Annotated in this window: 20 protein-coding genes; 3 read left to right on the top strand and 17 right to left on the bottom strand. The window is 42.9% G+C overall.

Annotated elements, in window-relative coordinates:
• The first annotated feature begins 13 nt into the window (after nucleotides 1-13).
• Nucleotides 14-1,120, top strand: coding sequence for a polysaccharide deacetylase family protein (locus H571_RS0110705; RefSeq protein WP_036218129.1), 1,107 nt, complete (start codon nucleotides 14-16; stop codon nucleotides 1,118-1,120).
• Nucleotides 1,121-1,184: 64 nt separating this feature from the next.
• Here the strand turns inward: H571_RS0110705 and H571_RS0110700 are convergent, their stop codons facing one another.
• From H571_RS0110700 to H571_RS0110680, 6 genes are all read right to left on the bottom strand, one after another.
• On the bottom strand, nucleotides 1,185-1,805 hold the full coding sequence (locus tag H571_RS0110700; RefSeq protein ID WP_036218127.1) for a 3'-5' exonuclease: 621 nt from the start codon (nucleotides 1,803-1,805) through the stop codon (nucleotides 1,185-1,187).
• A 23-nt stretch (nucleotides 1,806-1,828) separates the two neighbouring features.
• Nucleotides 1,829-3,217 (bottom strand): DUF294 nucleotidyltransferase-like domain-containing protein, encoded by a 1,389-nt coding sequence (locus H571_RS14935; protein WP_342664344.1) that lies wholly within the window; start codon nucleotides 3,215-3,217, stop codon nucleotides 1,829-1,831.
• A gap of 15 nt (nucleotides 3,218-3,232) precedes the next feature.
• Nucleotides 3,233-3,661 (bottom strand): cyclic nucleotide-binding domain-containing protein, encoded by a 429-nt coding sequence (locus tag H571_RS16250; protein WP_342664343.1) that lies wholly within the window; start codon nucleotides 3,659-3,661, stop codon nucleotides 3,233-3,235.
• Between the two features lie 140 nt (nucleotides 3,662-3,801).
• A complete protein-coding gene (locus tag H571_RS0110690; protein WP_027849306.1) occupies nucleotides 3,802-4,317 on the bottom strand; it encodes a hypothetical protein in 516 nt (171 codons plus the stop codon).
• Between the two features lie 95 nt (nucleotides 4,318-4,412).
• The gene (locus H571_RS0110685; RefSeq protein ID WP_027849305.1) at nucleotides 4,413-6,209 is read right to left on the bottom strand and encodes a sodium:solute symporter family protein; all 1,797 of its coding nucleotides are present in this window, start codon (nucleotides 6,207-6,209) and stop codon (nucleotides 4,413-4,415) included.
• Nucleotides 6,210-6,215: 6 nt separating this feature from the next.
• Nucleotides 6,216-6,476, bottom strand: coding sequence for a DUF4212 domain-containing protein (locus H571_RS0110680; RefSeq protein ID WP_027849304.1), 261 nt, complete (start codon nucleotides 6,474-6,476; stop codon nucleotides 6,216-6,218).
• A 306-nt stretch (nucleotides 6,477-6,782) separates the two neighbouring features.
• Here H571_RS0110680 and H571_RS0110675 point away from each other — a divergent pair, with 306 nt between their 5' ends.
• Entirely contained in the window at nucleotides 6,783-10,742 is a 3,960-nt protein-coding gene (locus tag H571_RS0110675) for a NahK/ErcS family hybrid sensor histidine kinase/response regulator (protein WP_027849303.1), read from the top strand.
• 4 nt (nucleotides 10,743-10,746) lie between these two features.
• Here the strand turns inward: H571_RS0110675 and H571_RS0110670 are convergent, their stop codons facing one another.
• From H571_RS0110670 to H571_RS0110660, 3 genes are all read right to left on the bottom strand, one after another.
• Nucleotides 10,747-11,409 (bottom strand): LuxR C-terminal-related transcriptional regulator, encoded by a 663-nt coding sequence (locus H571_RS0110670; RefSeq protein WP_027849302.1) that lies wholly within the window; start codon nucleotides 11,407-11,409, stop codon nucleotides 10,747-10,749.
• A gap of 164 nt (nucleotides 11,410-11,573) precedes the next feature.
• On the bottom strand, nucleotides 11,574-13,523 hold the full coding sequence (acs, locus tag H571_RS0110665) for an acetate--CoA ligase (protein ID WP_027849301.1): 1,950 nt from the start codon (nucleotides 13,521-13,523) through the stop codon (nucleotides 11,574-11,576).
• 148 nt (nucleotides 13,524-13,671) lie between these two features.
• Nucleotides 13,672-14,211, bottom strand: coding sequence for a SprT family zinc-dependent metalloprotease (locus tag H571_RS0110660; RefSeq protein ID WP_051168290.1), 540 nt, complete (start codon nucleotides 14,209-14,211; stop codon nucleotides 13,672-13,674).
• A 53-nt stretch (nucleotides 14,212-14,264) separates the two neighbouring features.
• On the opposite strand from H571_RS0110660, the gene H571_RS0110655 reads away from it, so the two are divergent.
• On the top strand, nucleotides 14,265-14,888 hold the full coding sequence (locus H571_RS0110655) for a YecA/YgfB family protein (protein ID WP_027849299.1): 624 nt from the start codon (nucleotides 14,265-14,267) through the stop codon (nucleotides 14,886-14,888).
• 2 nt (nucleotides 14,889-14,890) lie between these two features.
• Here H571_RS0110655 and H571_RS0110650 read toward each other — a convergent pair whose 3' ends face one another.
• The 8 genes from H571_RS0110650 to aceE all read right to left on the bottom strand — a co-directional run bounded on the left by H571_RS0110650 (nucleotide 14,891) and on the right by aceE (nucleotide 25,256).
• Nucleotides 14,891-16,024 carry a phospholipase D-like domain-containing protein gene (locus tag H571_RS0110650; protein WP_051168289.1) on the bottom strand — a complete coding sequence of 378 codons (1,134 nt, stop codon included), beginning with the start codon at nucleotides 16,022-16,024 and terminating at the stop codon, nucleotides 14,891-14,893.
• A gap of 1 nt (nucleotide 16,025) precedes the next feature.
• The gene (locus H571_RS0110645; protein ID WP_027849297.1) at nucleotides 16,026-16,814 is read right to left on the bottom strand and encodes a class I SAM-dependent methyltransferase; all 789 of its coding nucleotides are present in this window, start codon (nucleotides 16,812-16,814) and stop codon (nucleotides 16,026-16,028) included.
• A gap of 9 nt (nucleotides 16,815-16,823) precedes the next feature.
• The gene (locus H571_RS0110640) at nucleotides 16,824-17,102 is read right to left on the bottom strand and encodes a hypothetical protein (RefSeq protein ID WP_027849296.1); all 279 of its coding nucleotides are present in this window, start codon (nucleotides 17,100-17,102) and stop codon (nucleotides 16,824-16,826) included.
• A 77-nt stretch (nucleotides 17,103-17,179) separates the two neighbouring features.
• Nucleotides 17,180-17,866 carry a tRNA (adenosine(37)-N6)-threonylcarbamoyltransferase complex dimerization subunit type 1 TsaB gene (gene tsaB / locus H571_RS0110635; RefSeq protein WP_027849295.1) on the bottom strand — a complete coding sequence of 229 codons (687 nt, stop codon included), beginning with the start codon at nucleotides 17,864-17,866 and terminating at the stop codon, nucleotides 17,180-17,182.
• Between the two features lie 6 nt (nucleotides 17,867-17,872).
• Nucleotides 17,873-18,529 carry an adenylate kinase gene (adk, locus tag H571_RS0110630; protein ID WP_027849294.1) on the bottom strand — a complete coding sequence of 219 codons (657 nt, stop codon included), beginning with the start codon at nucleotides 18,527-18,529 and terminating at the stop codon, nucleotides 17,873-17,875.
• Nucleotides 18,530-18,683: 154 nt separating this feature from the next.
• Nucleotides 18,684-20,720, bottom strand: coding sequence for a methyl-accepting chemotaxis protein (locus H571_RS0110625; RefSeq protein WP_027849293.1), 2,037 nt, complete (start codon nucleotides 20,718-20,720; stop codon nucleotides 18,684-18,686).
• Nucleotides 20,721-20,891: 171 nt separating this feature from the next.
• Nucleotides 20,892-22,550 carry a dihydrolipoyllysine-residue acetyltransferase gene (gene aceF / locus H571_RS0110620; protein ID WP_027849292.1) on the bottom strand — a complete coding sequence of 553 codons (1,659 nt, stop codon included), beginning with the start codon at nucleotides 22,548-22,550 and terminating at the stop codon, nucleotides 20,892-20,894.
• 33 nt (nucleotides 22,551-22,583) lie between these two features.
• A complete protein-coding gene (gene aceE / locus H571_RS0110615) occupies nucleotides 22,584-25,256 on the bottom strand; it encodes a pyruvate dehydrogenase (acetyl-transferring), homodimeric type (RefSeq protein ID WP_027849291.1) in 2,673 nt (890 codons plus the stop codon).
• Nucleotides 25,257-25,334 lie beyond the last annotated feature (78 nt).

Genomic DNA, 25,334 nt, shown 5'->3' with positions numbered 1-25,334 from the left:
GGAATACCTAACTATGCTACTAAAATATTTATTGCCTTTATTGCTCCTACTAAGCACTCACACAGCCTTTGCTGAAGAACAAGCACCGGTTGCTTATTACCATGCGACAGTGCTTATGTACCATCACATTAGTACTCGTACGCCCCCTTCTACCAGCACCTCACCCGCCGACTTTATTCAACACCTAGATATGCTAGAAAAAGATGGTTTTGAAGTTTGGCCAATTGATCGAGTTACCCAGCAAATAAAGCGCCGTCGCCCGCTTCCCGATAAAGTAGCCGTTATTACTTTTGATGATGGGTATATCAGCGTGTATGAAGAAGCTTTACCCATTTTGAAAGAAAGGAAATTACCTTTTACTATTTTTGTTAACGCCAACCCTGTTAATGAAAAACGCCCCTTATACATGAGTTGGGCACAACTAAAAGAAGCGCAAGAAGCGGGAGGCATTATTGCTAACCATACCCTTAGCCATACACACTTAATTCGTAAACTTAAAGACGATGAAGGCCTAGAAGAAAGTGATGCTGACTGGTTAAAAAGAATCACCCATGAAATTGACGCCAATCAGCAAGAAATTATTAAACACCTAGGTAGTGCCCCGAAAATTTTTGCCTACCCTTATGGTGAATACAACCCAGAAATTCAAAAGCTTTTACAAAAAATGGGTTATATCGCTTTTGGTCAACAATCAGGCGCGGCAAACCCTTACACCAATTTAACGGCTTTACCTCGCTATGCTGCTAATGGAACTTCAGCAAACCCTAGCAGCCTGCGTACTAAGCTACACGCACTACCCTTCCCCATTATTAGCGAAGAGCCTTCTAGCGCTGTTTTAGATGGTAGCAACCGTCGTCCTAGCCTGAACTTAACCCTGTTGCCGGGTGATTACCGCATTAATCAGTTTCGTTGTTACGGGCCTAATGCAGAGTTGCTTAAGATCAGCAGAAAAACCCTAGCAGATGGCAATTTACAAATTAGTGTTAATTCAGACAAAGACCTGCATACCGGTCGTCCTCGTTATAACTGCACAGCACCCCATAAAACACAAAACCGCTATTTTTGGTTTACTCGTCAGTGGTTAATGCCAAAACCTGACGGCAGCTGGTATAACTTTTAAAGCCTAGCCTTATAAATTAAAAAGCCACCTAAACTGGTGGCTTTTGTTTTTGAACTAACAAAAATTAAGTAGGTACATCATCATTTAGTAAACGCACATACATTAAAGCAGTGGTTATCGCATCACCTAGTGCAGTATGCCTTTGGCCAACCATGGGTACATCAAGCTTTTCAGCTATCTTTTCAAAGTGAAGGTCTGGCTGCAACTCAGGGTTAGCTCGTTTAACTTTATCTAAATAACAGTTAGATAGCTCGATAGTTTTATTGGGTAAGCTAAAACCAAAACGCGGGCGAATAAAACGATTTAAAACTGCAATATCATAACTAATGTAATACCCCATAATAGGCCTATTGCCTACGAACTCTAGAAGTTGTTGTAAGGCATCGGCAAGTATTTCACCACCTCTTAGATCGACACCTCGAATGCGGTGTATTTTGATAGACTCACCCGTGAGACTGTCTGGCTTCTGCAACTTTATATCTAATTTTTGACTCGTTAAAACCTGAGTACCTTTTATTTTTACTGCACCTATAGAAACCAACTCAGCTTTTTGTGGATCCAAGTCTGTCATTTCACAGTCAAGTGCAACAACTTCATCTCCGTCATAAGGCTCAAACACATAGGCATATTCACCATCTTTTTGTGTCCATTTATCAGTAGCACTTCTTATTGTTTTTAGAACCATGATACTCACCTATTTTCTATTAGTTAGCGTTCAAGATGGTAACGATGAGACATACGAGACTTAAACTCTTTAACCAAATGCAAAGCTTCACGCAGTAAATCCCTATCTAGCTTATTTAAGTTCACAGCACTCACTAGGTTGGCTTCATCTACTGCTGCTTGCCCCTGCTCCGCTTTCAGCTGTTGATGTAAGCGTAAAGTGCTCATAACAGCTAAAGCCTCGGCCAAATCGTCTGCAAAATCTTTTTTTATTATTCTTTTTTCAGCTAATACCTCTAAGCGTTTAAAGGTATTGGTTTCTTTTATTTTAAATTGTAAAGCCATAGTTCTTACCCCATGAACTATAGGGAAGATTCCACCTTTTTTAATGTCCATTCCATCAGAGCTTTTTAATCCGCCAAAAAAGGTTAAGGGGGTGCTAAAATGCCGTAAAGGCATAGCAAAATAGGAGTAAAAAACGTCATTGCCTTCCAACTTTGCAAACAAGCCATCTCTAAGTCGGCTAAAAAGTTGGGTTTCTCCGGCAACAGCATGAGAGTCAACAAAAATAGCTAAATTCATTAAACCAGTACCTTCAACTGAACTGGTCCACAAACCTAGCTTTTTCTTCCATTCAGATTCAGTCATTACCCATTCAGGATTAGATACCATGATATTGCCAGGACAGAGCGGATAACCAAACTCCAATAAAGTATTGGTAAATTTTTCCATGACTTTACTGCATTCTGGCCAGTTCAAATCATCAGCCAAAATCAGTGCATTGTCTTGGTCAGTTTTTAATACCTGCTCGCCACGCCCTTCAGACCCCATGACTAAAAGACAGCATTTTTTTCTTATATCTTCTGGTACCAACTGCTCAAAAGCCTTGGCTATAATTCTTCCATTTAAGGCAGCAAGTAAATCCATTGCAAAACGTATTTTAACGCCTTGAGAAACTAGGCCGCTAACTAACGCAGTAGTGCCTTTAGCGGCTCTAGCCAACTCTTCTAGATTAGCTGCACGTTCAATTTGTAAGCCAATAACATGGGATTGACTTGAGAAAAAGCTGAGTACATCGGTTAGCTCAACCAAACCAGCTAACTTATTACCATCAAAAACTACAACCCGCTGAATTTTATGGCGAGTCATTAAGACTAGGGCATTAAATAGAAAATCATCTTTTTGGACTGTTAATAAGTTATAACTAGCTAACTCAGCAATATCCGTATTTAAGTCAAGATTATTGAGTACCACACTTTCTAACAAATCAGTGCGTGTTACCATGCCATAGCGGTCACCTTTGCGAACCAATAAACAGTCAGAATGCTGTTCGCGCATAGTGCGTGTAGCATCATAAATACTGGTTCCTGAATCGAGTACCACCGGCTCTCTTAGTACTGACCCGCCAGCCTTAGCAAGCATGAAAGCAGACATGTCGCTGCCACCTTGCTACTGACTACGATGACTTTCTATTATGCGGGATTTTTCGGCAAGGCTATTCTGAAAATAGGCAGTAAAAGCTGGGTTGCTTTCCATTAAAACTTCAAATACAGCTTTAGGAATTAACCAGGCGATGGTTTCTTCAAGCGTGCGAAAGGTATAACGACTAGTACCATTTATTATACTTATTGCACCAAAAAGATCTTCTTGTGCATACTCACGAATCACACCACCATCAACATTATCCTGTAAACGAGGGTCAATTTCCGCAACAGCCCCTTTCATTACGACAAATACATAGTTACTCGCTTGACCAGCTTCAATAACTAATTCGTCTTTACTAAAATAGCCTATATCTAGGCGTGTTAATAATTGGTGCTTTTCTTCATCGCTAAGTAAATCAAAAGGCGGGTGAGATGTATCAAATTCATTGCTCATATTTTTTATCCTTATTAGAGCGACCACCTAGAGACTAGTGAAACTAGCGCTTCTCTAGTTACTAAAAAATCAGCTATTATTTTATAGAATCTAACAAACCTACCTTACAAGTAAAATCCTTACTTTAGTATGAAGTCTTTCTAGTTAGTTTCTATACAAACTTTAATGAATAGTAGGTCTGTTTCCTCTAGTTTTTTTAGTTCTTCAACCAAAGGTACACCATCAGCCTGCAAGGGAACCAACTCTTTAGTAGTGCAGTTAAGTAAGTGTTGCTGATTTTTAACTCGATCAACATGCTGGCGTTCAAAACGGTAAAGCATAAACTCTGCTAGCTTCTCATCATTTACCTGTCCTACCTTAACACTTTCTCTATCCACTAGCGTAAATGCACCAACCATAGGTATAACATAAGTCCAAGGTCGCCAAATATTGGACTTATTTTGTGTTATGACTACTTCAGAAGCCGCTGGTAGCTGTAAAATTTTAAGGCTATACCAGTTATACTCGGTGTATATTTGGTAGGAAAGCATGCCTATACCCACGGCCAGAGGAATAATCCATTTAGGCAGTTTGTTACGTGAAAGCTTACGAATAAATAATGCAATACCTGCTGCAGCTAGACCACAAAAAATTGCTGCTATCAAATGCCAAATCATATTTTATTTCCTGAAATAAGTCGGGCTTCCCTAAGGAAGCCCGATTTCTTTATTAACCTTAAATTAAGCCTTGCTAACTTTAAGGTTCTGACTACTTAGTGATCCTGGGCTGCACCCGCACCTTTAGGGTAACGAACACTTTCTACCATTGCACGGATTTCATCAGGTAAAGGTGCAGTAACTTTAGTTACTGAAAACGCAACAGCAAAGTTAATAATCGCACCAACTGCACCAAAGGATAGAGGAGAAACACCTAATACCCAGTTTGCAGCGTTATCTGGAAGCATGTTTGTTTCAGGAATAAAGAACCAACCTTTGTAAGTGAAGATGTACACAAGTGTGGTTAACAGACCTGCAAGCATACCAGCAATCGCACCTTTATTATTGATAGTAGTCGAGAAGATACCCATCATTAATGCAGGGAAAAGTGATGCTGCTGCAATACCGAAAGCTAAAGCAACGGTTTGAGCTGCAAAACCTGGAGGATTTAAGCCTAGGTAAGTTGCTAAAAGAATAGCTACAGCCATAGAAATACGAGCGGCAAGCATTTCACCTTTCTCAGTAATATCTGGCTTAAAAGTCTTCTTAATTAAGTCATGACTAATTGCAGAAGAAATAGCAAGCAATAAACCAGCAGCGGTTGATAGGGCTGCGGCAATACCACCAGCTGCAATTAGACCTATAACCCAACCAGGAAGGTTTGCAATTTCTGGGTTAGCAAGTACCAAGATATCATTATTAACATTTAGCTCATTACCCTCCCAACCACGACTCGAAGCAGTTTCATTAAAGTCTGCGTTCTTATCGTTATAGAACTGGATACGGCCATCGTTATTTTTATCTACAAATGTAATTAGACCTGTTTCTTCCCAAGTTTTAATCCACTCAGGACGCTCTGAGTACATGATGGGGTTTTCCATTGCATCTGCATAGCTTTCAACTTTGCCTTTAGCATCAGGATAAACCGTTGTTACCAAGTTTAACTGTGCCATAGAACCTACTGCAGGTGCAGTTAGATATAACAAAGCAATGAAAACTAAAGCCCAACCTGCTGACCAACGCGCATCAGCTACTTTAGGTACAGTGAAGAAGCGGATAATTACGTGTGGTAAACCTGCAGTACCAAACATTAATGACAAGGTGAACAAGAACATATTTAGCTTGTTATCAATATCAGCCGTGTATTCACGGAAGCCAATTTCACTAATAACAGAGTTTAGTTTCTCTAGTAGTGGTACACCTGAGGTTTCATGAGTACCAAACATACCAAACATAGGAATTGGGTTTCCAGTTAATTGCATTGCAATAAATACAGCTGGAATGGTGTAAGCAATAATTAGTACTACGTATTGAGCAACCTGGGTATAAGTAATGCCTTTCATACCACCAAAAACTGCATACAAAAATACAATTAGTGCAGCTATCCAAATACCAGCAGTATTTGAAATTTCTAAGAAGCGTGAGAAGGCAACACCAGCACCACTCATTTGACCAATTACGTAAGTAACTGACGCTGTAATCAAACAAATAACTGCGATATTACGGGCTGCTCCACTGTAGAAGCGGTCACCAATAAAATCAGGCACAGTAAATTTGCCGAACTTACGTAGATAAGGTGCTAGCAACATTGCTAATAGAACGTAACCACCAGTCCAACCCATAAGGAAGGACGACGCAAAATACCCACCAGAGGCCAGCAGACCCGCCATAGAGATAAAAGATGCCGCAGACATCCAGTCAGCAGCAGTCGCCATACTGTTGGCAACCGGGTGAACACCACCACCAGCAACGTAAAACTCTTTGGTAGAGCCAGCACGCGCCCAGATAGCAATACCGATGTAGAGCGCGAAAGATGCCCCTACAAACAGAATATTAATTGCAAATTGACTCATGTTTCCTTACTCCCCAAGGCCAAACTTTTCATCGAGTTTGTTCATTTTCCAGGCGTAGTGGAAAATAATCGCGATGAAAGTAACGATCGAACCCTGCTGGGCAAACCAGAAACCTAAGTCCGTACCACCAACAGGAATCCCCGCCAGCAAAGGACGAAGTAAAATTGCAAAACCGTAAGAAACCATAGCCCAAACTATAAGACTTCCAAAGATCAGGCGTAAGTTCGCTGACCAATATGCAGCAGCATTAGTTTTATCTTCTGCCATAATAATGCTCTCCGTTTATTGTTATTGAGAGTTTTCGGGAAACCGCGCAAACATATTGCATAATTTCTAACCTAATTGTAAGCCCCGACATTAGTAGTATTACCCAGACAAAAGTCGAAATAAACACATAAAGTCTATACTTTTCAATAGGTTAAACCTAAGTTTCTATACAAGTTTTCAATCTAAGACCACTTTTTACCATCCACTCTGTTTAGCAAACTAGACTAGCGAGTCAGATTATTGCTGATTTTAGCTATAAAATTCAGCACAATACGGCTTAAATCTATGTGACTTATAGGAAGCACCATGTTTGCTGGCTGGCAACTTATCTTGTTTTCACTTTTGTACCTGCTGCTACTTTTTGCTATCGCTTGGCAGGGTGACCGAGTTGCGCGTAACTATTATCAACCTCGTAGTCGTCCTTGGGTTTATAGCCTTGCCTTAACGGTTTATTGCACTTCTTGGACTTTTTATGGTGCAGTAGGCCAAGCAACAGGTGGTGGTTGGTTACATCTCAGTATTTTTATTGGTCCTATACTTACCTTTATTTTTGCTTGGCCACTAGTACGTAAAATCTTCCGGGTAAGTAAAGCACATAACCTTACCTCTATAGCAGATTTTATAGCCTCTCGTTATGGAAAGTGGCAGCCGCTAGCCGTTATGGTCACTGGGTTTGCTCTAGTAGGCACCTTGCCTTATATAGCGCTGCAATTAAAAGCCGTTGCCATGGCTTATGATGTTTTAACCCACTTTCCTAACCAGCCAGTACCCACTAAAGACAGCTTAACGCCAGTGCTTAACGATACTGCTTTTTTTGTTGCCCTAGCCTTAGCTGCTTTTACTATTTTATTTGGTACTCGGCATATAGATGCAACAGAGCACCATGAAGGGCTTCTAAGAGCTATAGCCTTTGAGTCACTCATTAAGCTTTTTGCTTTTTTAGCAGTGGGTATTTTTGTTACCTGGCATGTGTTTGGTGGTTTTTCTGATTTAATTCATAAAGCAGAATTTTTTCGCCCTTTAGAATCGCAACTCAACACCGCCAATTTCACTCAAGGATTTGTCGCACAAACGCTACTGGCAATGCTGGCAATTATTCTTTTACCTCGTATGTTTCATGTAACCGTTGTAGAAAATGCCCACCGAAATGATGCCCGCTACGCTCGCTGGTTCTTACCCTTTTACTTAATTCTCTTTGCTCTTTTTGTTATGCCTATCGCCGCCGCAGGATTAATTACCTTCCCAGATGGCAGCGTTGAACCTGATACCTTTGTTTTAACCCTGCCCCTTGCCTTTAATAATGGCTGGCTAGCGTTACTTGCTTATATCGGTGGTTTTTCTGCCGCAACTAGCATGGCCATTATGGCAACGGTTGCTGTTAGCATCATGGTATCCAATGAAATAGTAATTCCCTTTTTACTAAAATACCGTTGGGAAAACAGTAGCTCTCACCAAAACTTTGGCCGCTTTGTACTCAGAACACGTCGTTTAACCATGCTAACACTCATGCTGTTAGCCTATTTAACCTACCGTACTATTGCCGAATTTAACTCCCTGGCGGCTACTGGCTTTTTAGCTTTTGCTGCCATAGGTCAACTTGCTCCAGCGGCTTTGGGTGGAATTATTTGGAAGGGCGGTAATCGCTGGGGTACTGCTGCTGGTTTAATCGTTGGTGGTACTTTATGGGTCTATACCCTACTACTACCTACCTTGGGTGCAGCAGACCTAGTCAGTGGGCAGCTACTGAATAATGGTCCTTTTGGTTTAGCTTGGCTAAAACCCACTAACTTATTTGGCTTATCAGGCGAAGGATTTTTTAGTCAGGGGGTGTTTTGGAGTATTGGCAGCAATCTAGCTATTTATATTCTGGTGTCACGCCTTACACCTCAAAGAATGATTGATCGCATTCAGGCTTCGGCCTTTGTTGATAACCTAGAAAGCAAGCCTTTAAAAACCTCTCGACTTTGGAAAGGCTCTACCAAACTAGGTGACCTACGTAACCTTGCAGAAAGGTTTGTCGGTAGTGAAAGTGTTAACAAAGCTTTTGCTGACTATGCCAATAAGCGCAACCAGTTACCTTTAAAAGATGAAGACCCAGCTAGTATAGAGCTAATTCAATTTACAGAACGTTTGTTGGCTGGCGTGTTAGGCGCATCTTCTGCACGCATTGTTATGAGTTCTGCCTTGCAGGGTAAAGAAATAAAAATCGCTGATGTTATTTCAATTGTTGATGAAGCCTCGCAAGTATTAGAGTTCAACCGCAGCCTCTTGCAATCGACCATTGAAAACCTCTCCCAGGGTATCAGTGTTATTGATCAACACCTTAATTTAGTTATTTGGAATCAACGCTACCTAGAACTTTTTAATTTTCCAGATGATTTTATGCGAGTCGGCCGCCCTGCAGTTGAAGTGTTTCGCTATAACGCAGAGCGGGGCGAATACGGACCAGGCGATCCAGAAACCCATGTGCAGCAACTAATTGACAACATTCACGATGGTGAGTCACATCGTTATATACGCTACCGCAAAGATGGCTCTGTTTTAGAAATTCAAGGCAACCCCATGCCAGGCGGAGGGTTTGTTTATAGTTACCAAGATATTAGCCAGCAAAAAGAAGTAGAAGAAGCCTTAATTCAGTCAGAAAACAATATTCGTATTTATACGGATAACGTCCCCGCTCTTATCGCCTACTTCGATACAGACCTTAACTACCTTTTTACTAATCGAGCTTATGAAGAAGCTATGGGTATTGATCGTAACAAGGTTATTGGTAAGGCAATTTACAAGGTTATGAATAAGCAGGATTATGATCAACGCAGCCCTTTTATTCGTGCAGCTTTAGAAGGAAGACGACAAAGTTTTGAACTCGAGCTGCCCGGCAAAAACAGAAGTTTTCACTATGCCCTAGTAACCTACACACCCCACCTAGCTGAAACAGGTGAAGTGCTTGGTTTTTTTGCCCTTTATCAAGACATTACCGAGCGTCGCCTAATGGAGATTGCTCTACAAGAAACCAATGAAAACCTAGAAGAGCGCGTTAGAGAGCGTACCCTAGCTTTATCTGAATTAAACAGTGCGCTTTTCAAAGAGAACCAAGTTAGAGCAAAGGCAGAAGAAGACATGCGCCTTGCTAAACAACAAGCAGAAGATGCTAACACTTCAAAAACGCGCTTTTTAGCTGCGGCAAGCCATGACCTACTTCAACCCTTGAATGCAGCACGGCTGTTTACCTCGGCACTGGCTAATCAAGTAACCGAGCCAGAACTACAAAAAACCACCAGCCATATTGATAACTCGCTTAAAGCCGCAGAAGAGCTACTTAGCACCCTATTGGATATTTCCAAGCTAGATGCTGGGGCATTACAACCTAAAATTAGTCACTTCCCACTTAAAGAAATACTCGATCCACTTAAAGCTGAATTTAGCGTAATGGCAAGCAATCGAGAACTAGAATTACACCGTATAAAAACCCAAGCATGGGTTAAAAGTGACCCTCAAATGTTGCGCCGTATTTTACAAAACTTTTTATCTAATGCTCTGCGTTATACAGGTGAAGGACGGGTACTTATAGGTTGTAGGCACTTAAAAGACCAACTAAGAATAGAAGTATGGGATACCGGCCCAGGCATACCAGAAAGCCGTATAGGGGAAATCTTTCAAGAATTTAGACGCTTAGACACACCCGACAAACACAACGAAAAAGGACTAGGCTTAGGTTTATCCATAGCAGACCGTATGTCTAAAGTGTTAAACCACCCTATTCAAGTACACAGCACCTATGGCAAGGGAACCGTTTTTTCTGTCACTGTTCCCAAGGTTGCCGCACAAAAAACAACCAGCAATTTCCTACCTGGAAGACGCAACTTCAATACCTTAGAAAACCTCAAGGTACTTTGTATCGACAACGAACCCCTTATTTTAGAAGGTATGCAAGCACTACTAGCAGGCTGGAAATGCCAAGTTAGAACAGCTGACAACCAGCAGCAGGCACTTAGTCTGGTTGAACAAGAAACAACAACAGAGATTTACTTAGCCGACTACCACCTAAATGACAACAAAACAGGGATTGAAGCACTTAAGGCAATAGAAGCTTATTTAGGAGAAAGTATCAGCGGCATTATAATTACAGCCGATAGAACAGATGAGATAGCAGATGAAGTGAGTGAAGCTGGCTTTTTACTCTTGCATAAACCTGTTAAGCCAGCTGCACTTAGGGCAATGATTACCCGACTTTTACAAACCCGCAAACGTTTGCAGGTAAAGTAAATAATTAATCCGTTACTCTAGGCGCTTCTACTTCTAGGCGCTTAGCAGCAATAACAGCCTGAGTACGTGAATGCACACCCAACTTACGTAAAATAGCGGTTACGTGCGCTTTAATTGTTGCTTCAGAAACATTCAATTCGTAGGCAATCTGCTTATTTAGCAAACCTTCGGTAAGCATATTTAATACACGGAATTGCTGGGGCGTTAAAGATGAAAGTGCATCAGCAAAACGAGCTTCCTCTTCACTAATTTCATCCATCTGGCCAATCATTTCGGGTGGAATCCAAACCTCACCTTCTATAACCTGACGTATAGCAGCAGCGATGGTATCTAAAGATGAAGACTTAGGAATAAACCCAGAAGCACCGTAATCGATTGCCCGACGGATAACGGAACTTTCTTCACTACCCGATACAACAACCACTGGAATACCTGGATTAACGCCGCGTAAAAATACCAAACCTGAAAAGCCATGAGCGCCAGGCATGTGTAAATCTAACAGAATTAAGTCAGCATCGGGATTATCGGCAACTGCTTGATGTACCGCTTCAAGTGTATCTGCTTCTACAATTTGAGTATCACTCAAAGCCTGACGGACGGCCTGCTGCAAAGCGGCCCGAAACAAAGGGTGATCGTCTGCAACGATGATTTTGTGGCGTAATGCCATTCACTAACCTCCAGTTCAGCAGTAAAAAACCTCCTGCATTATTATATCCTTGCCATGAATAATCAAGGAGCAATCTAACTTACCATTATTCTCAACTTAAAAAAACAAAACCCCGCCGAAGCGGGGTAAAGAGTAACAGCAAATTACTTTTGGTAGTTTTGCTACTACTTAGCTAAACGATTTTCGATTAAATCGTCAACAACCGATGGGTCAGCAAGGGTACTTGTATCACCCAAACCTTCAGTTTCATTGGCAGCAATTTTACGCAGAATACGGCGCATAATTTTACCTGAACGTGTTTTAGGTAGACCAGCTGAGAACTGAATAAGGTCAGGTGAAGCAATCGGGCCAATTTCTTTACGAACCCACTTAATCAACTCTTTTTTCAGGTCATCTGTTGCTTCAATACCATCGTTGAGAGTTACATAGACATAAATGCCCTGCCCCTTAATATCATGCGGATAGCCAACCACTGCAGCTTCAGCAACAGAAGGGTGAGCAACCATTGCCGACTCAACTTCAGCAGTACCCATACGGTGACCAGAGACGTTAATAACATCATCTACACGGCCAGTTATCCAATAAAGACCATCAGCATCACGACGGCAACCATCACCAGTGAAGTACATACCCTTGTAGGTAGTAAAGTAGGTTTGAACAAAGCGTTCATGATCACCCCAAATAGAGCGACCTTGACCTGGCCAAGCATCTAGCATTACTAGATTACCTTCAGTTTCGCCTTCTAAAATTCGACCCTCGGAGTCAACCAAAGCAGGCTGCACACCAAAGAAAGGTATAGAAGCACAGCCCGGTTTAAGGTCTGTTACACCGGCTAAAGGTGCAATCAAAATACCACCGGTTTCTGTTTGCCACCAAGTATCAATGATAGGGCAGTTGCTATTACCCATTACACGGTAGTACCACTCCCAAGCTTCTGGGTTAATCGGCTCACCAACTGAAGCTAAAAGACGAATACTGCTACGTGATGAGCTGTCCATCACGTTATCGCCTTGCGCCATTAAGGCACGTACAGCCGTTGGAGCCGTGTAGAAAATATTGACTTGGTGCTTATCACAAACCTGACCAAAGCGACCGTAATCTGGGTAGCTAGGTACACCTTCAAACATTAGGGTAGTACCGCCATTGGCAAGCGGACCATAAACAATGTAAGTATGACCAGTAATCCAGCCCACATCAGCTGTACACCAGTAAACCTCACCTGGCTTATAATCAAAAATATACTGATGGGTCATGGAGGCATAAACCATGTAGCCACCGGTAGTATGCTTCAAGCCTTTAGGTGCACCAGTAGAACCTGAGGTGAACAAGATGAATAATGGGTCTTCAGCATTCATCTCTTCAATTGGGCATTCGTCTGCACAGTCTGCAATTAAATCATCCCACCAAACATCACGCTCAGCATTCCAATCAACATCACCGCCCGTACGCTTCAGTACAATTACATGCTCAACTGTCTTAACGTTAGGGTTGTTCAAACCTTCATCGACATTTTCTTTTAGTGGTACATGCTTGCCACCACGGAAGCCTTCATCTGAAGTAATAACAACGCGTGAAGCAGATTCAACAACACGACTGGCTATGGCGTCTGGAGAGAAACCACCAAAAATAACTGAGTGAACAGCACCAATACGCGCACAGGCCAGCATAGCAATGGCAGCTTCAGGAACCATAGGCATATAAAGGGTAACAACTTCGCCTTTTTTAACGCCTAGCTTTTTTAAGCCATTCGCAAAACGGCAAACTTCGTGATAAAGCTCACGGTAGGTAATCTTTTTATCTTCATTTGGGTTGTCACCTTCCCAAATAATAGCAACCTGATCACCGCGCTTTTCTAGGTGGCGGTCTAAACAGTTATAGGCAGCGTTAAGTGTACCGTCTTCATACCAGCGTATATCAACATTATGAGAATCAAAGCTAGTATTTTTAACTTTAGTGTAGGGTTTAATCCAATCAATACGCTTTCCTTGCTCGCCCCAAAAAGTATCGGGGCTTTCAATAGATTCCTTATACATAGCCGCATATTGTTCTTTATTGATCCATGCGCTTGCTGCTAATTCAGGTGTTACTGGATAAACTTTTTGTTGTTCGCTCATCAGACTCAGCCTCTGTGCCTGGGTGGATTGTTTTTATCTTGAATTGCTGGGTTAAGTTATACATTGCTAAGAGTGGTAAATAACATTAGACCTTGGTAGCAACGTTTAATCCTTTAAAATCAATGAGTTACAAATTCAGACTAGGCAGTCACTTATTCACTAGGCTAGTATCCACCCTCAAAAACTGCAAATGGCTTTTACAAGACAAACAAATATAACGTCGACCACCTACTATCCAATTATGTTTTTTTAAGGTCAAAGCATGTTCTCTAGCTTCACAAGCACAGGTGTATAAATAACCCATTTTGGCTGCTCGCTTAACATCAAAACTATGGGTTCTAGAAGCGGGTAGTTGAAACACCTGCTGCATAATTTGCTGCCATTCTTTACCATGAGGCCGAATACCACGACCAAAAAGTTTCCAAGCTAAAAGGTGTGCCACTTCATGGGGCACTACTTCAGCTATAAAAGCAGTTTCATTCTCTTTCAATAACACGGCATTAAACCGCAAGCGGTTATTTTGCAACTCGGCAACGCCAGCACTCCGTCCTCTTAGGTTAATGAGCACCTCAGGCCGCTGGAAAGATTTCAGGTAATAATGTTCTGCAGTAGCATAGCAATCGAGTACCCTAGTGCGTAAACGCAACCCTAGCTCACTTTGTAATGATAAAGATAAAGACTTTTGCACACCTAACCCTATAGAATTCTTATAACTTAACGATTTTACCCTTAGAGGCAGCCATGAATCAGGATAATGAATTGCCCCAGCTGTTGCTTGATGATGAACAACTGGAACTGCTCGATGAATGCTTAGAGCAACTTTACAGCCATGAAGAAGACGCCAACCTTTATGTTGCCCTTGGCTACCTTACTGCACAAGCTTTGCCACCAGAAACCACCCAACCAGAGCAATGGTTAGAACAACTCTTTGCAACCCCCAGTGACCAAGCAGTTAGTCAAACACTTGTCGAACTTTTCACCCTTGCAACAGCAGCAGCTAAAAAGGGTTTTTATCAGGGCGGTGGCGTTGAACTACCCTTCGAAATGGATTTAGAAACTGAAAGTGATGAACTAGCCGATTGGTGTGCTGGTTTTATGCAAGCCGTTTTTGAACAAGAAGACATTTGGTTTGCTAGCCAAGAACAGGCTATGGCTGAATTACTTCTACCCATTATGGCGCTGTCTGGGTTATTTGCTGATGAACCCGAGTTTATAGAAATAGAAGAAGACCCTCAGCTAATGGCACAACTAGCAAAACAACTGCCCGACCTATTGCTAGATATCTACTGTCAATTTAATGCGCCTGAAGAAAAACCTAAAACACGGCCAATGATGGGCAAGCAAAAAAAGAACCGTCGCCGTTAAGGTTATTTTAACCTTTGTATTAGCGCATCCAAAGTACCCCAAAAATACTCACGGATGCGCTGCCAATAAGAACGCTTTTTCCACAAACAGGCGTTAATCCACAAACTTTCATCTCGAGCAGCATCAAACCAAGCCAAGACTTCATCGGCAAGTTTTTTACTGCGTATTTCTTGGTTAGCCTCTAAATTCCAACGCAATCCCCAATGATCAAAATTACAAGAACCTATGGAAACCCAGTCATCACACAGGCTAACTTTGGCATGAACAAATTGGGGCAAATACTCATAAATATTTACACCACTTTTTAGTAGGTTGGTATAAAAACGCTGCCCAGCATAGCGTACAGGCGGGTGATCTATCACTGGGCCAGGCAACAATAAATGCACTTGCACACCTCGCTCTGCCGCCCGACGCAAAGCTAAACGCAACTTTAAAACTGGTACAAAATAAGGTGTTGCCAACCAAATGTGGTTTTTAGCATTATTTATTTGCTGAATGAGCGAGCCCTTAATTGCATGCAAATATAAGCCCTGCCCTTTAACAACTCGGCCTTCAGCTAAAGGTTCAATAAGCCTAATAGGCAAACTAGCAGGAAGAACTAACGACCGTCCTTTGGCTTGTTTCCATGTAGATAAAAACAACCTTTGCCAGTCGGCAACACAAGGACCTAAGGTTTTTAGTGTTACTTCGCGCCAGCCATCTTGCCCTTCAGCAAAAGCATCCGTTAAGCCAAAGCCTCCCACATAAGCCGTATGCCCATCAACCAAAAGCAACTTACGGTGGTCACGCATTAGGTTGCCACTGAGGTTCCGCCAACGTAAGGGATTAAACCAGTTTAACCTTACACCTGCTTTGAGTAGCTTTTGCCTGTCTTGTTTTGATAAACCCGCAGCACCAAAACCATCAAGAAGAACCGCAACTAGTACACCTCGCGCCGCTGCTTGTATAAGCGCAGTTATCCAGCGATCCATTAAATGACCACTACGAACTAAATAGACTTCTAACAGAATATAGCGTTGAGCTTGAGCTAACGCAGCCAACATGGCTGGAAAAAACACACGGCCATCAATTAATAATTCCGTTGCATGACCAGCTCGCCAAGGAAAAGACTTTTTTTTGTTTTTTTCTATTACCATTTTAATTGGCCTGCAAAGAACGCAAGGCATAGATATCAAAACGATTAGCCTTACCAATTAAGCTAAAGCTTGGTTTTTTTCCTGCTAGCTCTGGGGCTTTTCTAGGGCGCTTAACAACAACTCGGTGGCTTGCTAAGTCTAAAGCTTGCTCTAATAACACCCCTGCATCTAAATCTTTACCAACCAAGTCGCGAAAAAAACGCATTTCTTTTTTAACCTGCGCTGTTTTTTCAGTGCTAGGAAACATAGGATCTAAATAAACAACCTGAGGCTCAAAAGTTGCCGCAGCAGCCAAACTAGCCATACCTTGAGTAGAATCACCTGCTACTAATTTAAAGCGCTCTTCTAACCAGAATAAATCAACTTCACCCTTAATACGCTGCAAAGCATCTTCTACCAAAGCGGCTACCCAAGGGTGGCGTTCAATACCTACCACTTGGCAACCCAAAGACGTTAGAACAACGGCATCAGTAGCCAAACCCAAGGTGGCATCTAAAACCCTAGGTGAAACACCTTGCTTTAACCCACAAGCCTTAGCCAAAGCCTGACCACGCCCACCACCCTGCTGTAAACGATGCGCCATAGCACCAGCAGAAAAGTCGACTCTGACAGGGTTAATTTTGGGTAAATCAGCCTGGGCTAAAGCCAAGCCCTGAGCATCATAAATAAGGTACAGTCCTGCTTGGGGCGCAAGATCAACTAAAGGCAAGTTTAGCTGTTTAGCCCAAAAATGGGCGGAAGGAAAATTAGAAGAAGAAACTAAAACACTGGAAGGGGTTACAAGTGCCATAACATTGCTTTAAACATAAATATCAATTCGCTGCCACTCTGCCCATAAACCACCTTGATGCGCCACAGACCAATAACCCCTTAAAGCACGTCTGGCACTGGCAGACAGCTCTCGCTCATCAAATTCTAGCTGTTCATCAGCGGCAATATAGTCAATATCAGGGTTAAATTTTGCAACCGCCGCTGTATTTGAAGAAGCCTCTTCTTGGTCGTTATTAACTCCCTCTGGCCCACGCTTACGACGCTTAGGTAAAGGTAGGTGAGGTGAAAAAGGACCTTGAATACGCATAGGCTATCTTGGTTATCTCAGCAATAAGCGATTGGAATTGACTAATAACTAAACTATCGGCTTTAACTTACAAAACTTTAAGAACCGTGGGTTACTTTATCTCTAAGATAAATAGGAATAGCCTCACCGGCATCAACTACTTCACCTTTTAGCCAAGCCCTATGTGCTAAATGCACTATTGCTTTGGCTGAGGGTAAAAGAGTTGGTAATTGCTGAGTTAGCTTAGTGGTAACAGTAGAAGCCAGCCGATCAACATAACCAGCACCCGACCCCACTAAAACCCAAGCCGCTGTTGCATCAGCAAGAACCGGAAGGTTAACTGCTTCTGGCGCACTTAATTGTTCAGCAACCAAAGCAGTTGGCCAACCTTCTTCAGCTTGCCAAGCACACCAGTAGACTTCATCCATACGCGCATCTAAAAGGGTTAATACCTGACTAGCGCCTTTTGCATTGATAGCTGTCCAAGCCATAGCTTCTAGAGTAGAAACAGGAATAACGGGTTTACCTAAGGCCAAAGCCAAGCCTTGAATGCTAGCCGCAGCTATACGCAAACCTGTAAATGAACCTGGCCCACGCCCAAAAGCTAGCGCATCAACTTGCTTTAACTCGATACCGGCTTTATTCAACAGGTTTTTAATTTGAGGTAACAAAGCTTGCGCTTGTTGCCGAGGTAAAAGCTGAAAATCTTCCAGCACTTTGCCATCTTGCCAAATTGCTACCGATCCAGCATCCGTTGAAGTATCTAAAGCCAGTATGCAAGTCATTAGGAATTAAGCACCCAACACTTTAAATATCTGCTGACGAATATCATCAACACTACCCACACCTTGAACCTGATAATAAGCAGGTGCTAACTCTGCATCTTGCTTAGCCCAAGCTTTGTAGTATTCAACTAGAGGTGCAGTTTGGTCATGGTAAACTGTCAAACGGTGACGTACGGTGTCTTCGTTATCATCTTCACGCTGAATCAAGTCTTCACCCGTTACATCATCCTTACCTTCAACCTTGGGTGGGTTGTAAACTAGGTGGTAAGTACGACCTGACGCTGGGTGAACACGACGACCAGCCATACGCTCGACTATTGCTTCATCTTCAACAGCAATTTCAACAACATAGTCTAGCTTAACGCCTGCTTCTTTCATGGCATCGGCTTGTGGAATGGTTCTTGGGAAACCATCAAACAAAAAGCCGTTAGCGCAATCTGGTTCATTAATACGGTCTTTTACTAAACCAATAATAATGTCATCAGAAACAAGACCGCCAGCATTCATAATTTCTTTAGCTTTTAAGCCCATTTCAGTACCTGCCTTAACGGCGGCACGTAGCATATCACCAGTAGAAATTTGTGGAATATCAAACTTTTCGCAAATGTGTTGAGCTTGTGTACCCTTACCGGCACCTGGTGCTCCTAATAGAATCAGACGCATGTTGTCTCCTTCAATATTTTATTATGAGTTTGTAATAGGAATAAGTTGGGTAATTTTGAAAGATAAGACAATACATGCTGTCCCCGAAGCTGACAAGCTCCGAGGACTAATACTCTAGGCGTAATAAAGACAAGTTATAGGCTAAGTTATTGTTTTAATCTACCTGAAAAACACTAATTGCTTGCTGCAACTGCTCTGTTGTTGCTGCTAAAGCTTGGCTTGAGCTGGCTGTTGACTGTGCGCCTTGTGCGCTTTCATCAGCACCATCACGAATACGACTTAAGTTGGCATCTATTTCTGCCGCCACTGAGGACTGCTGTTCTGCTGCCGTTGCTATCTGCTGGTTTTTAGAATCTATTTGCTGCACAGCTTGTAAAATATAACTTAGGGTTTCACTCACTTGTTGCGACTGTTCAGCCGTTAACTCAGCCCTTTCATGACTTTTTTCAATGTGGTTTACAACGCTATCTACGCCTTGATGCAAGTCAGTAATAATGGCTGCTATTTCATGTGTCGAGTCTTGGGTACGGCTAGCTAAGGAGCGTACTTCATCCGCCACGACTGCAAAACCTCGACCAGCATCACCTGCTCTAGCCGCTTCAATTGCCGCGTTTAAAGCCAAAAGGTTAGTCTGCTCGGCTATGCCTTGAATAACTTCTAAGGCACTACCAATACGTGAACTCCGTTCAACCAAAGATTTACCTGCATTAGCAGCATCTTGTAAAGAACTGGCTAGGCGCTGCATCCGATCACTCATTTCATCTGATAAGTGCTGGCTTTGCTCTGCTTGCAACCTTGCCTCACCCGCCGTATTGGCGGCATCAGCCGCATGTTCAGCAACTTCCGTTGCGGTTGCACTCATTTCATTCATCGAGCTAGCCACTAATTCTGTTTCTTGTTGCTGAATTTTACTGGTTTGCTGTGCTTGGCCTGCTGAAACAGCCACAAGATTCGCCTGCTGGGTAACCTGTTCAGCACTGCCTCTCACTGTAAACACCAATTCCCGCATTCTTGCTGCCATACTGGCAAAAGCTTGTGTTAACACACCGGTTTCGTCACAACTGGCTGTTTTAGGTGCAACACGTAGGTCACCATCGGCTAATAACTCAACACTTTTTAATAGGCGCTGCATGTTGGTGTGAATAGACACATAGAAGCAAGAGTAGAGATAGCCAATGGCTAGCACTTGCAATAAGAGCAAAAGACCTAAAGTCCATAAACGCTTTTCTTGCTCAGCCTCGGCTGCCTGCAAATAAACATCAGAACGTTCAATAAAGCTTTTACCCACACTCAAAATTACTTGCTGGGTGGCAATACCGCTAGCGTAAAAGCCTGCCCAACCGCTATCAAAGCTAGAAGCAAAAAGCACCTGATCTTCTAAACTGTATTGAAAATCATCTAAGGCTTTGGCTATTTGTTCACTTAAAGGCTGCAACTCACTAGCCAACTCTGCAGAACGTGCCTCTAGTGTATTTAAAGTCACTTGCCAGCTTTGCTTTTGACGATTGAGCTGGTCTAAGGCACTTTCCAGCTCGGTACTGCTTATAGAATCCATATAAGCCTGCAATAAAACCTGACTACCATAGTTGCGCCCTTGACCAATACTTGCCAAAAGGTCGGGTAGTTGGGTATTGAGTAATAGTTGCAATAGCTGCACTTCAGTACGCGAATCCCTTATCAAATCACTGCTTTGGCGTAAAATTTGTAAAAGATCGGTGGTTTGCTTTACTAAGGGTTGGTAGTGCATTAACGCCATGCTGACATTACCCTGCCTAGGCTGGGGTTCAAATATGCGTTTAGCTTGAGCCTTTAACTTAGTTAAAGCCGTTTTTAGGTTAGCATCAGCTAGCTTTAGGTTAGCTGTTTGCTCTAACGCATTAAATCGCTCTAGCCAAGTGGTCGCTAAGGCATTAATTTTTTGACGCAGTTCAGGGGTTTCACGGCTATCGGCTAAGGCGGCATAGTCTCGGTATTCTTCTGATAAAGCTATCAGTTGCAGCACTTCTGCTTGCAAAGTTAGCCCATCCCTTTCTAATTGTAGCTGGCGTAAATCATTCCACAATTGTTTGGTTTGTACACCGCTTAAAATAATAAGAGGCAGTAAAAACAACAAAGCAATAAGGGTAAATTTTTGGAAGTAAACCAGGCGGTTCATAAATGCCATACCTGGTTTTAAGAATGCTTTTAACATTGGTCAGCCCTCTGTAAGGTCACTGTTATTTTTGTTGAAACCTTTTACTAACCATAACTGAACTAACAAAGAAATCAAACGTATGTTTAAAAAAATTAAGTAAACAAAAACTTCCGTAGGTAACGGAAGTTTTTGTCTTTTAATAAATACTAATTAAAACAGCCAGTTAAACTAAAGTAGCATTTTACGTATGTCACTTAGCTGTTGTGCAAGGTAAGCAGTAAAACGGGCTGCATCAGCGCCATTGATTGCTCGGTGATCATAAGACAAAGATAGTGGCAGCATTAAACGTGGTAAGAAGGCCTTGCCATCCCAAACAGGTTTCATGCTTGCTTTAGACACACCCAAAATGGCCACTTCTGGCGCATTCACTATAGGTGTAAAGGCTGTCCCGCCTATAGAGCCTAAAGATGAAATGGTGAAGCAACCACCTTTCATATCGTCGCCCTTAAGCTGTTTGTTTTGTGCTCTAGCAGCTAAGTCAGAAGACTCTCTGGCCAGTTCATAAACACTTTTCTTATCTGCATCTTTTACCACTACGACCAGTAAGCCGTCTGGTGTATCAACAGCAAAACCTATGTTGATGTATTCTTTCCAAATAAGTGTATCGCCAGCACCACCTAAGGACACATTAAACTGAGGGAAGGCTTTTAAGGCTAAAGCACAGGCTTTAATCATAAAGGGCAGCGGTGTTAAACGTGCGCCTTGCTTTTCAGCTTCAGCTTTCACTGACTTACGGAATTCTTCTAAATCGGTAATATCCGCTTCATCAAACTGCGTCACATGCGGCACGTTTAACCAAGAGCGATGCAGGTTAACTGCACCCGCTTTGAGTAAACGACCCATTGGCTTCTCTTCAACCTTACCAAACTGGCTAAAGTCTTGTAGCGGAATGGGTGGAATGCCAGCACCACCTGCTGCAACCGTACCGCTGGTTGCTTTGGTTTGCTGCATTACCTGCTTAACAAAGTTCTGTAAATCTTCTTTAACAATACGGTTTTTAGGACCAGAACCAACCACCTGAGTTAAATCAACGCCTAGCTCACGCGCCAGCATACGCACTGCTGGTCCAGCATGAACCTTGCCTGAAGTCGCACTAACCTGAGTATCTGCTTTGTTAGCTAAAGGTGCTGGTGCACTGGCACTAGGCGCAGAAGGGGTTGGCGCAGCAGAAACTATCTCTGCTTGGCTAGGTGAAGCAGCTTTTGCTGGCTGGGCTTCAGTAGCCGGTGCTGCTGCACCTACTACTTCGATATAACCAATTAGGTCACCCTCTACAACCTTGTCACCTTCTTTAACAACCAGTTCAACTAGCTTGCCAGCATAGGGGCTAGGCACATCCATAGAAGCTTTATCTGTTTCTAAGGTAATCAGGGCGTCTTCAACTGCCAGCTCATCACCCACACTTGCTGCTACTTCAACAATTTCTACTGCTTCGCTACTACCTATGTCGGGTACACGAATTTCTTCTCGCCCCACGCTAGCAGGTGCTTCTGCCGCAGGTGCAGGCTCAGGTTCAGATTCTGCCATTGCAATGACTGGCTCTGGCTCGGCAGCGGCCTCGGGTTCTGTAGCAGGTGCTGAATCAGCACCCTCTACTTCCACCTCTAAAATAGGGCTACCTTCTTTAACCTTGTCACCTTCACTAACTAAAACCTTGGTTACTACACCAGCCATAGGGCTGGGAATATCCATACTGGCTTTATCAGACTCCAGCACAATTAATGTTGTTTCTTCTTCTATACGGTCACCAGCCTTAACACTGATTTCAATGACTTCTACTTCGTCACTGCTACCGATATCTGGCACTTTAATAATTTCGTTACTCAAAGCTTATCTCCTCAATTGGGTTGCGGTTATTGCTTAGCAATACAAGGGGTCAGACTTGGTTGGGTCTATACCGTACTTGGCTATTGCTTCACTCACTGTTTTCACAGGAACTTCACCACGATCAGCCAAGGCTTTTAGTGCTGCAACCACGACAAAGTGACGATCTACCTCAAAGAAATAACGTAATTTTTCACGTGTATCAGAACGGCCAAAACCATCAGTACCTAATACCTTATAGTCCGTTGGTACCCAAGCACGCACCTGATCAGCATAAAGCTTCATGTAATCGGTTGCGGCAATAACTGGGCCATCACGACCTTCTAACTGTTGTGTAATAAAAGCTTTTTTCGGCTCAGCTTCAGGGTTCAAGAAGTTATAACGCTCTACTTGCAACGCATCACGACGCAGCTCGTTAAAGCTAGTAGCGCTCCAAACGTCTGCCTCTACGCCCCAATCGGCTTTTAACAATTCAGCCGCTTTTTCAACTTCAGGTAGAATGGTGCCAGAACCTAGCAACTGTACTTTTTGCTTGGCCTTACCACCTTCTTTTAAGAGGTACATACCTTTAATAATCTGCTCAGCAACTTCTGGGCGGTCAGGCATTTCAGGGTGAACATAGTTTTCGTTCATCACTGTAATGTAGTAGAAGCAATTTTCTTTAGCCTCGTACATGCGGCGCATACCATCTTGAATAATCACTGCCAGCTCATAGCTATAAGTAGGATCATAGGTATGGCAATTAGGAATGGTTGCGGCCTGCAAGTGACTATGACCATCTTGGTGCTGTAAACCCTCACCATTCAAAGTTGTACGACCGGCTGTACCACCTATCATAAAGCCACGTGCCTGCAAATCACCGGCGGCCCAAGCTAAATCGCCAATACGCTGAAAACCAAACATGGAGTAGTAAATGTAGAAAGGCACCAAGGTATAATTATGGTTACTGTAACTGGTGGCTGCGGCCATCCAAGCCGACATAGCACCTGCTTCAGTAATACCTTCTTCTAACATTTGACCTTTTTTATCTTCCTTGTAGTACATAATTTGCCCAGAATCTTCAGGCTTGTACTTTTGGCCTTTGGCAGCATAAATACCTAACTGGCGGAACATACCTTCCATACCAAAGGTACGTGCTTCATCGGGTACTATAGGCACTACACGGTGACCAATTTCTTTATCTTTGGTTAAGCCCGTTAAAATACGAACAAAAGCCATAGTTGAAGATATTTCACGCCCCTTACTGCCCTGCAACATAGCGGCATAGCTTTTATCATCTAAAGCCGGTGTTTTTAAGGCTTCAAAATCGGCACGACGCGAAGGCACAAAACCGTTTAAGGCTTCACGCGCTCGGTGCATGTAGCGCATCTCTGGGCTATCATCTTCAGGCTTGTAAAAAGGTACTTCTTCAAGTTGTTTATCGTTTAAAGGAATTCCAAAACGGTCACGGAATTTCTTCAAAGTATTCATTTCTAATGACTTAACTGAGTGGGTATCATTTCTTGCTTCAGCTTCACCACCCGTGCCATAACCTTTAACCGTATGCGCCAAAATAACCGTTGGACGACCGTTAGCGTTATGCACAGCTTCATGGTAGGCAGCATAAACCTTGTAAGGATCATGGCCACCACGGTTTAGACCATAAATGTCTTCATCCGATAGGTCATCAACCATTTTCTTCAGTTCTGGGTTAGCACCAAAGAAGTGTTCACGGGTATAAGCACCACCGCTGGCCTTGTAGTTTTGGTATTCGCCATCTACGGCTTCATCCATACGCTGCTGCATCAAGCCTTTGGTGTCTTTTTCAAAGAGTGGGTCCCAATGACGACCCCAAACCACCTTAATAACGTTCCAGCCAGCACCACGGAACACGCCTTCAAGTTCCGTCATAATACGGCCGTTACCGCGCACCGGACCATCTAAACGCTGAAGGTTACAGTTCACCACAAAGATGAGGTTGTCGTAGTTTTCACGACCCGCCAAAGAAATAGCGCCTAAAGATTCTGGCTCATCACACTCGCCATCACCCATAAAGCACCAGACTTTACGATCCATCAACGGTTTTTGTTCACGTGAATCTAAGTACTTCATTACCCTTGCTTGGTAAATGGCTTGAATGGGGCCAAGACCCATAGAAACGGTAGGGAACTGCCAATAATCTGGCATCAACCAAGGGTGAGGATAAGAAGAAATACCCTTGCCATCGACTTCTTGGCGGAAGTTATCTAACTGCTCTTCAGTTAAACGGCCTTCTAAAAAAGAACGTGCATAAATACCAGGCGCACTGTGACCCTGGAAGTAAATTAAGTCGCCTTCAAAATCATCTTTAGGGGCGCGGAAAAAGTAGTTAAAACCCACATCATAAAGGGTGGCGCTAGACATAAAGCTAGAAATATGACCACCAATACCAGGATTGGCACGGTTGGCTCGCATTACCATAGCCATAGCATTCCAACGAATTAAAGAGCGAATTTTACGCTCCATAAAAACATCGCCGGGCATACGTGCTTCATGTGAGACAGGGATAGTATTGCGGTGAGGCGTGGTAATAGAAAAGGGTAATTGAGAACCATCACGGCGCATCCGCTCTGTTAACTGAGTTAAAAGAAACTTACCGCGCTCTTCACCTTCATTTGTTAATACCGAGTCCAGTGAATCTAGCCATTCTTGGGTTTCTACTGGATCTAGGTCTTTAACCTCCTGATTCATATAACTTCTCCACTTGTATTTTTATCAAAACTAACAGTAAATGTAGCCTGACTACAACTTTCTAGCATCAAGCTCTCT

The sequence above is a fragment of the Marinospirillum minutulum DSM 6287 genome (assembly GCF_000422325.1).
In the GTDB taxonomy this organism is placed as follows: domain Bacteria; phylum Pseudomonadota; class Gammaproteobacteria; order Pseudomonadales; family Halomonadaceae; genus Marinospirillum; species Marinospirillum minutulum.
Note: the sequence above shows the minus strand (reverse complement) of the source record. Positions and strands in the feature narration are given on the sequence as shown.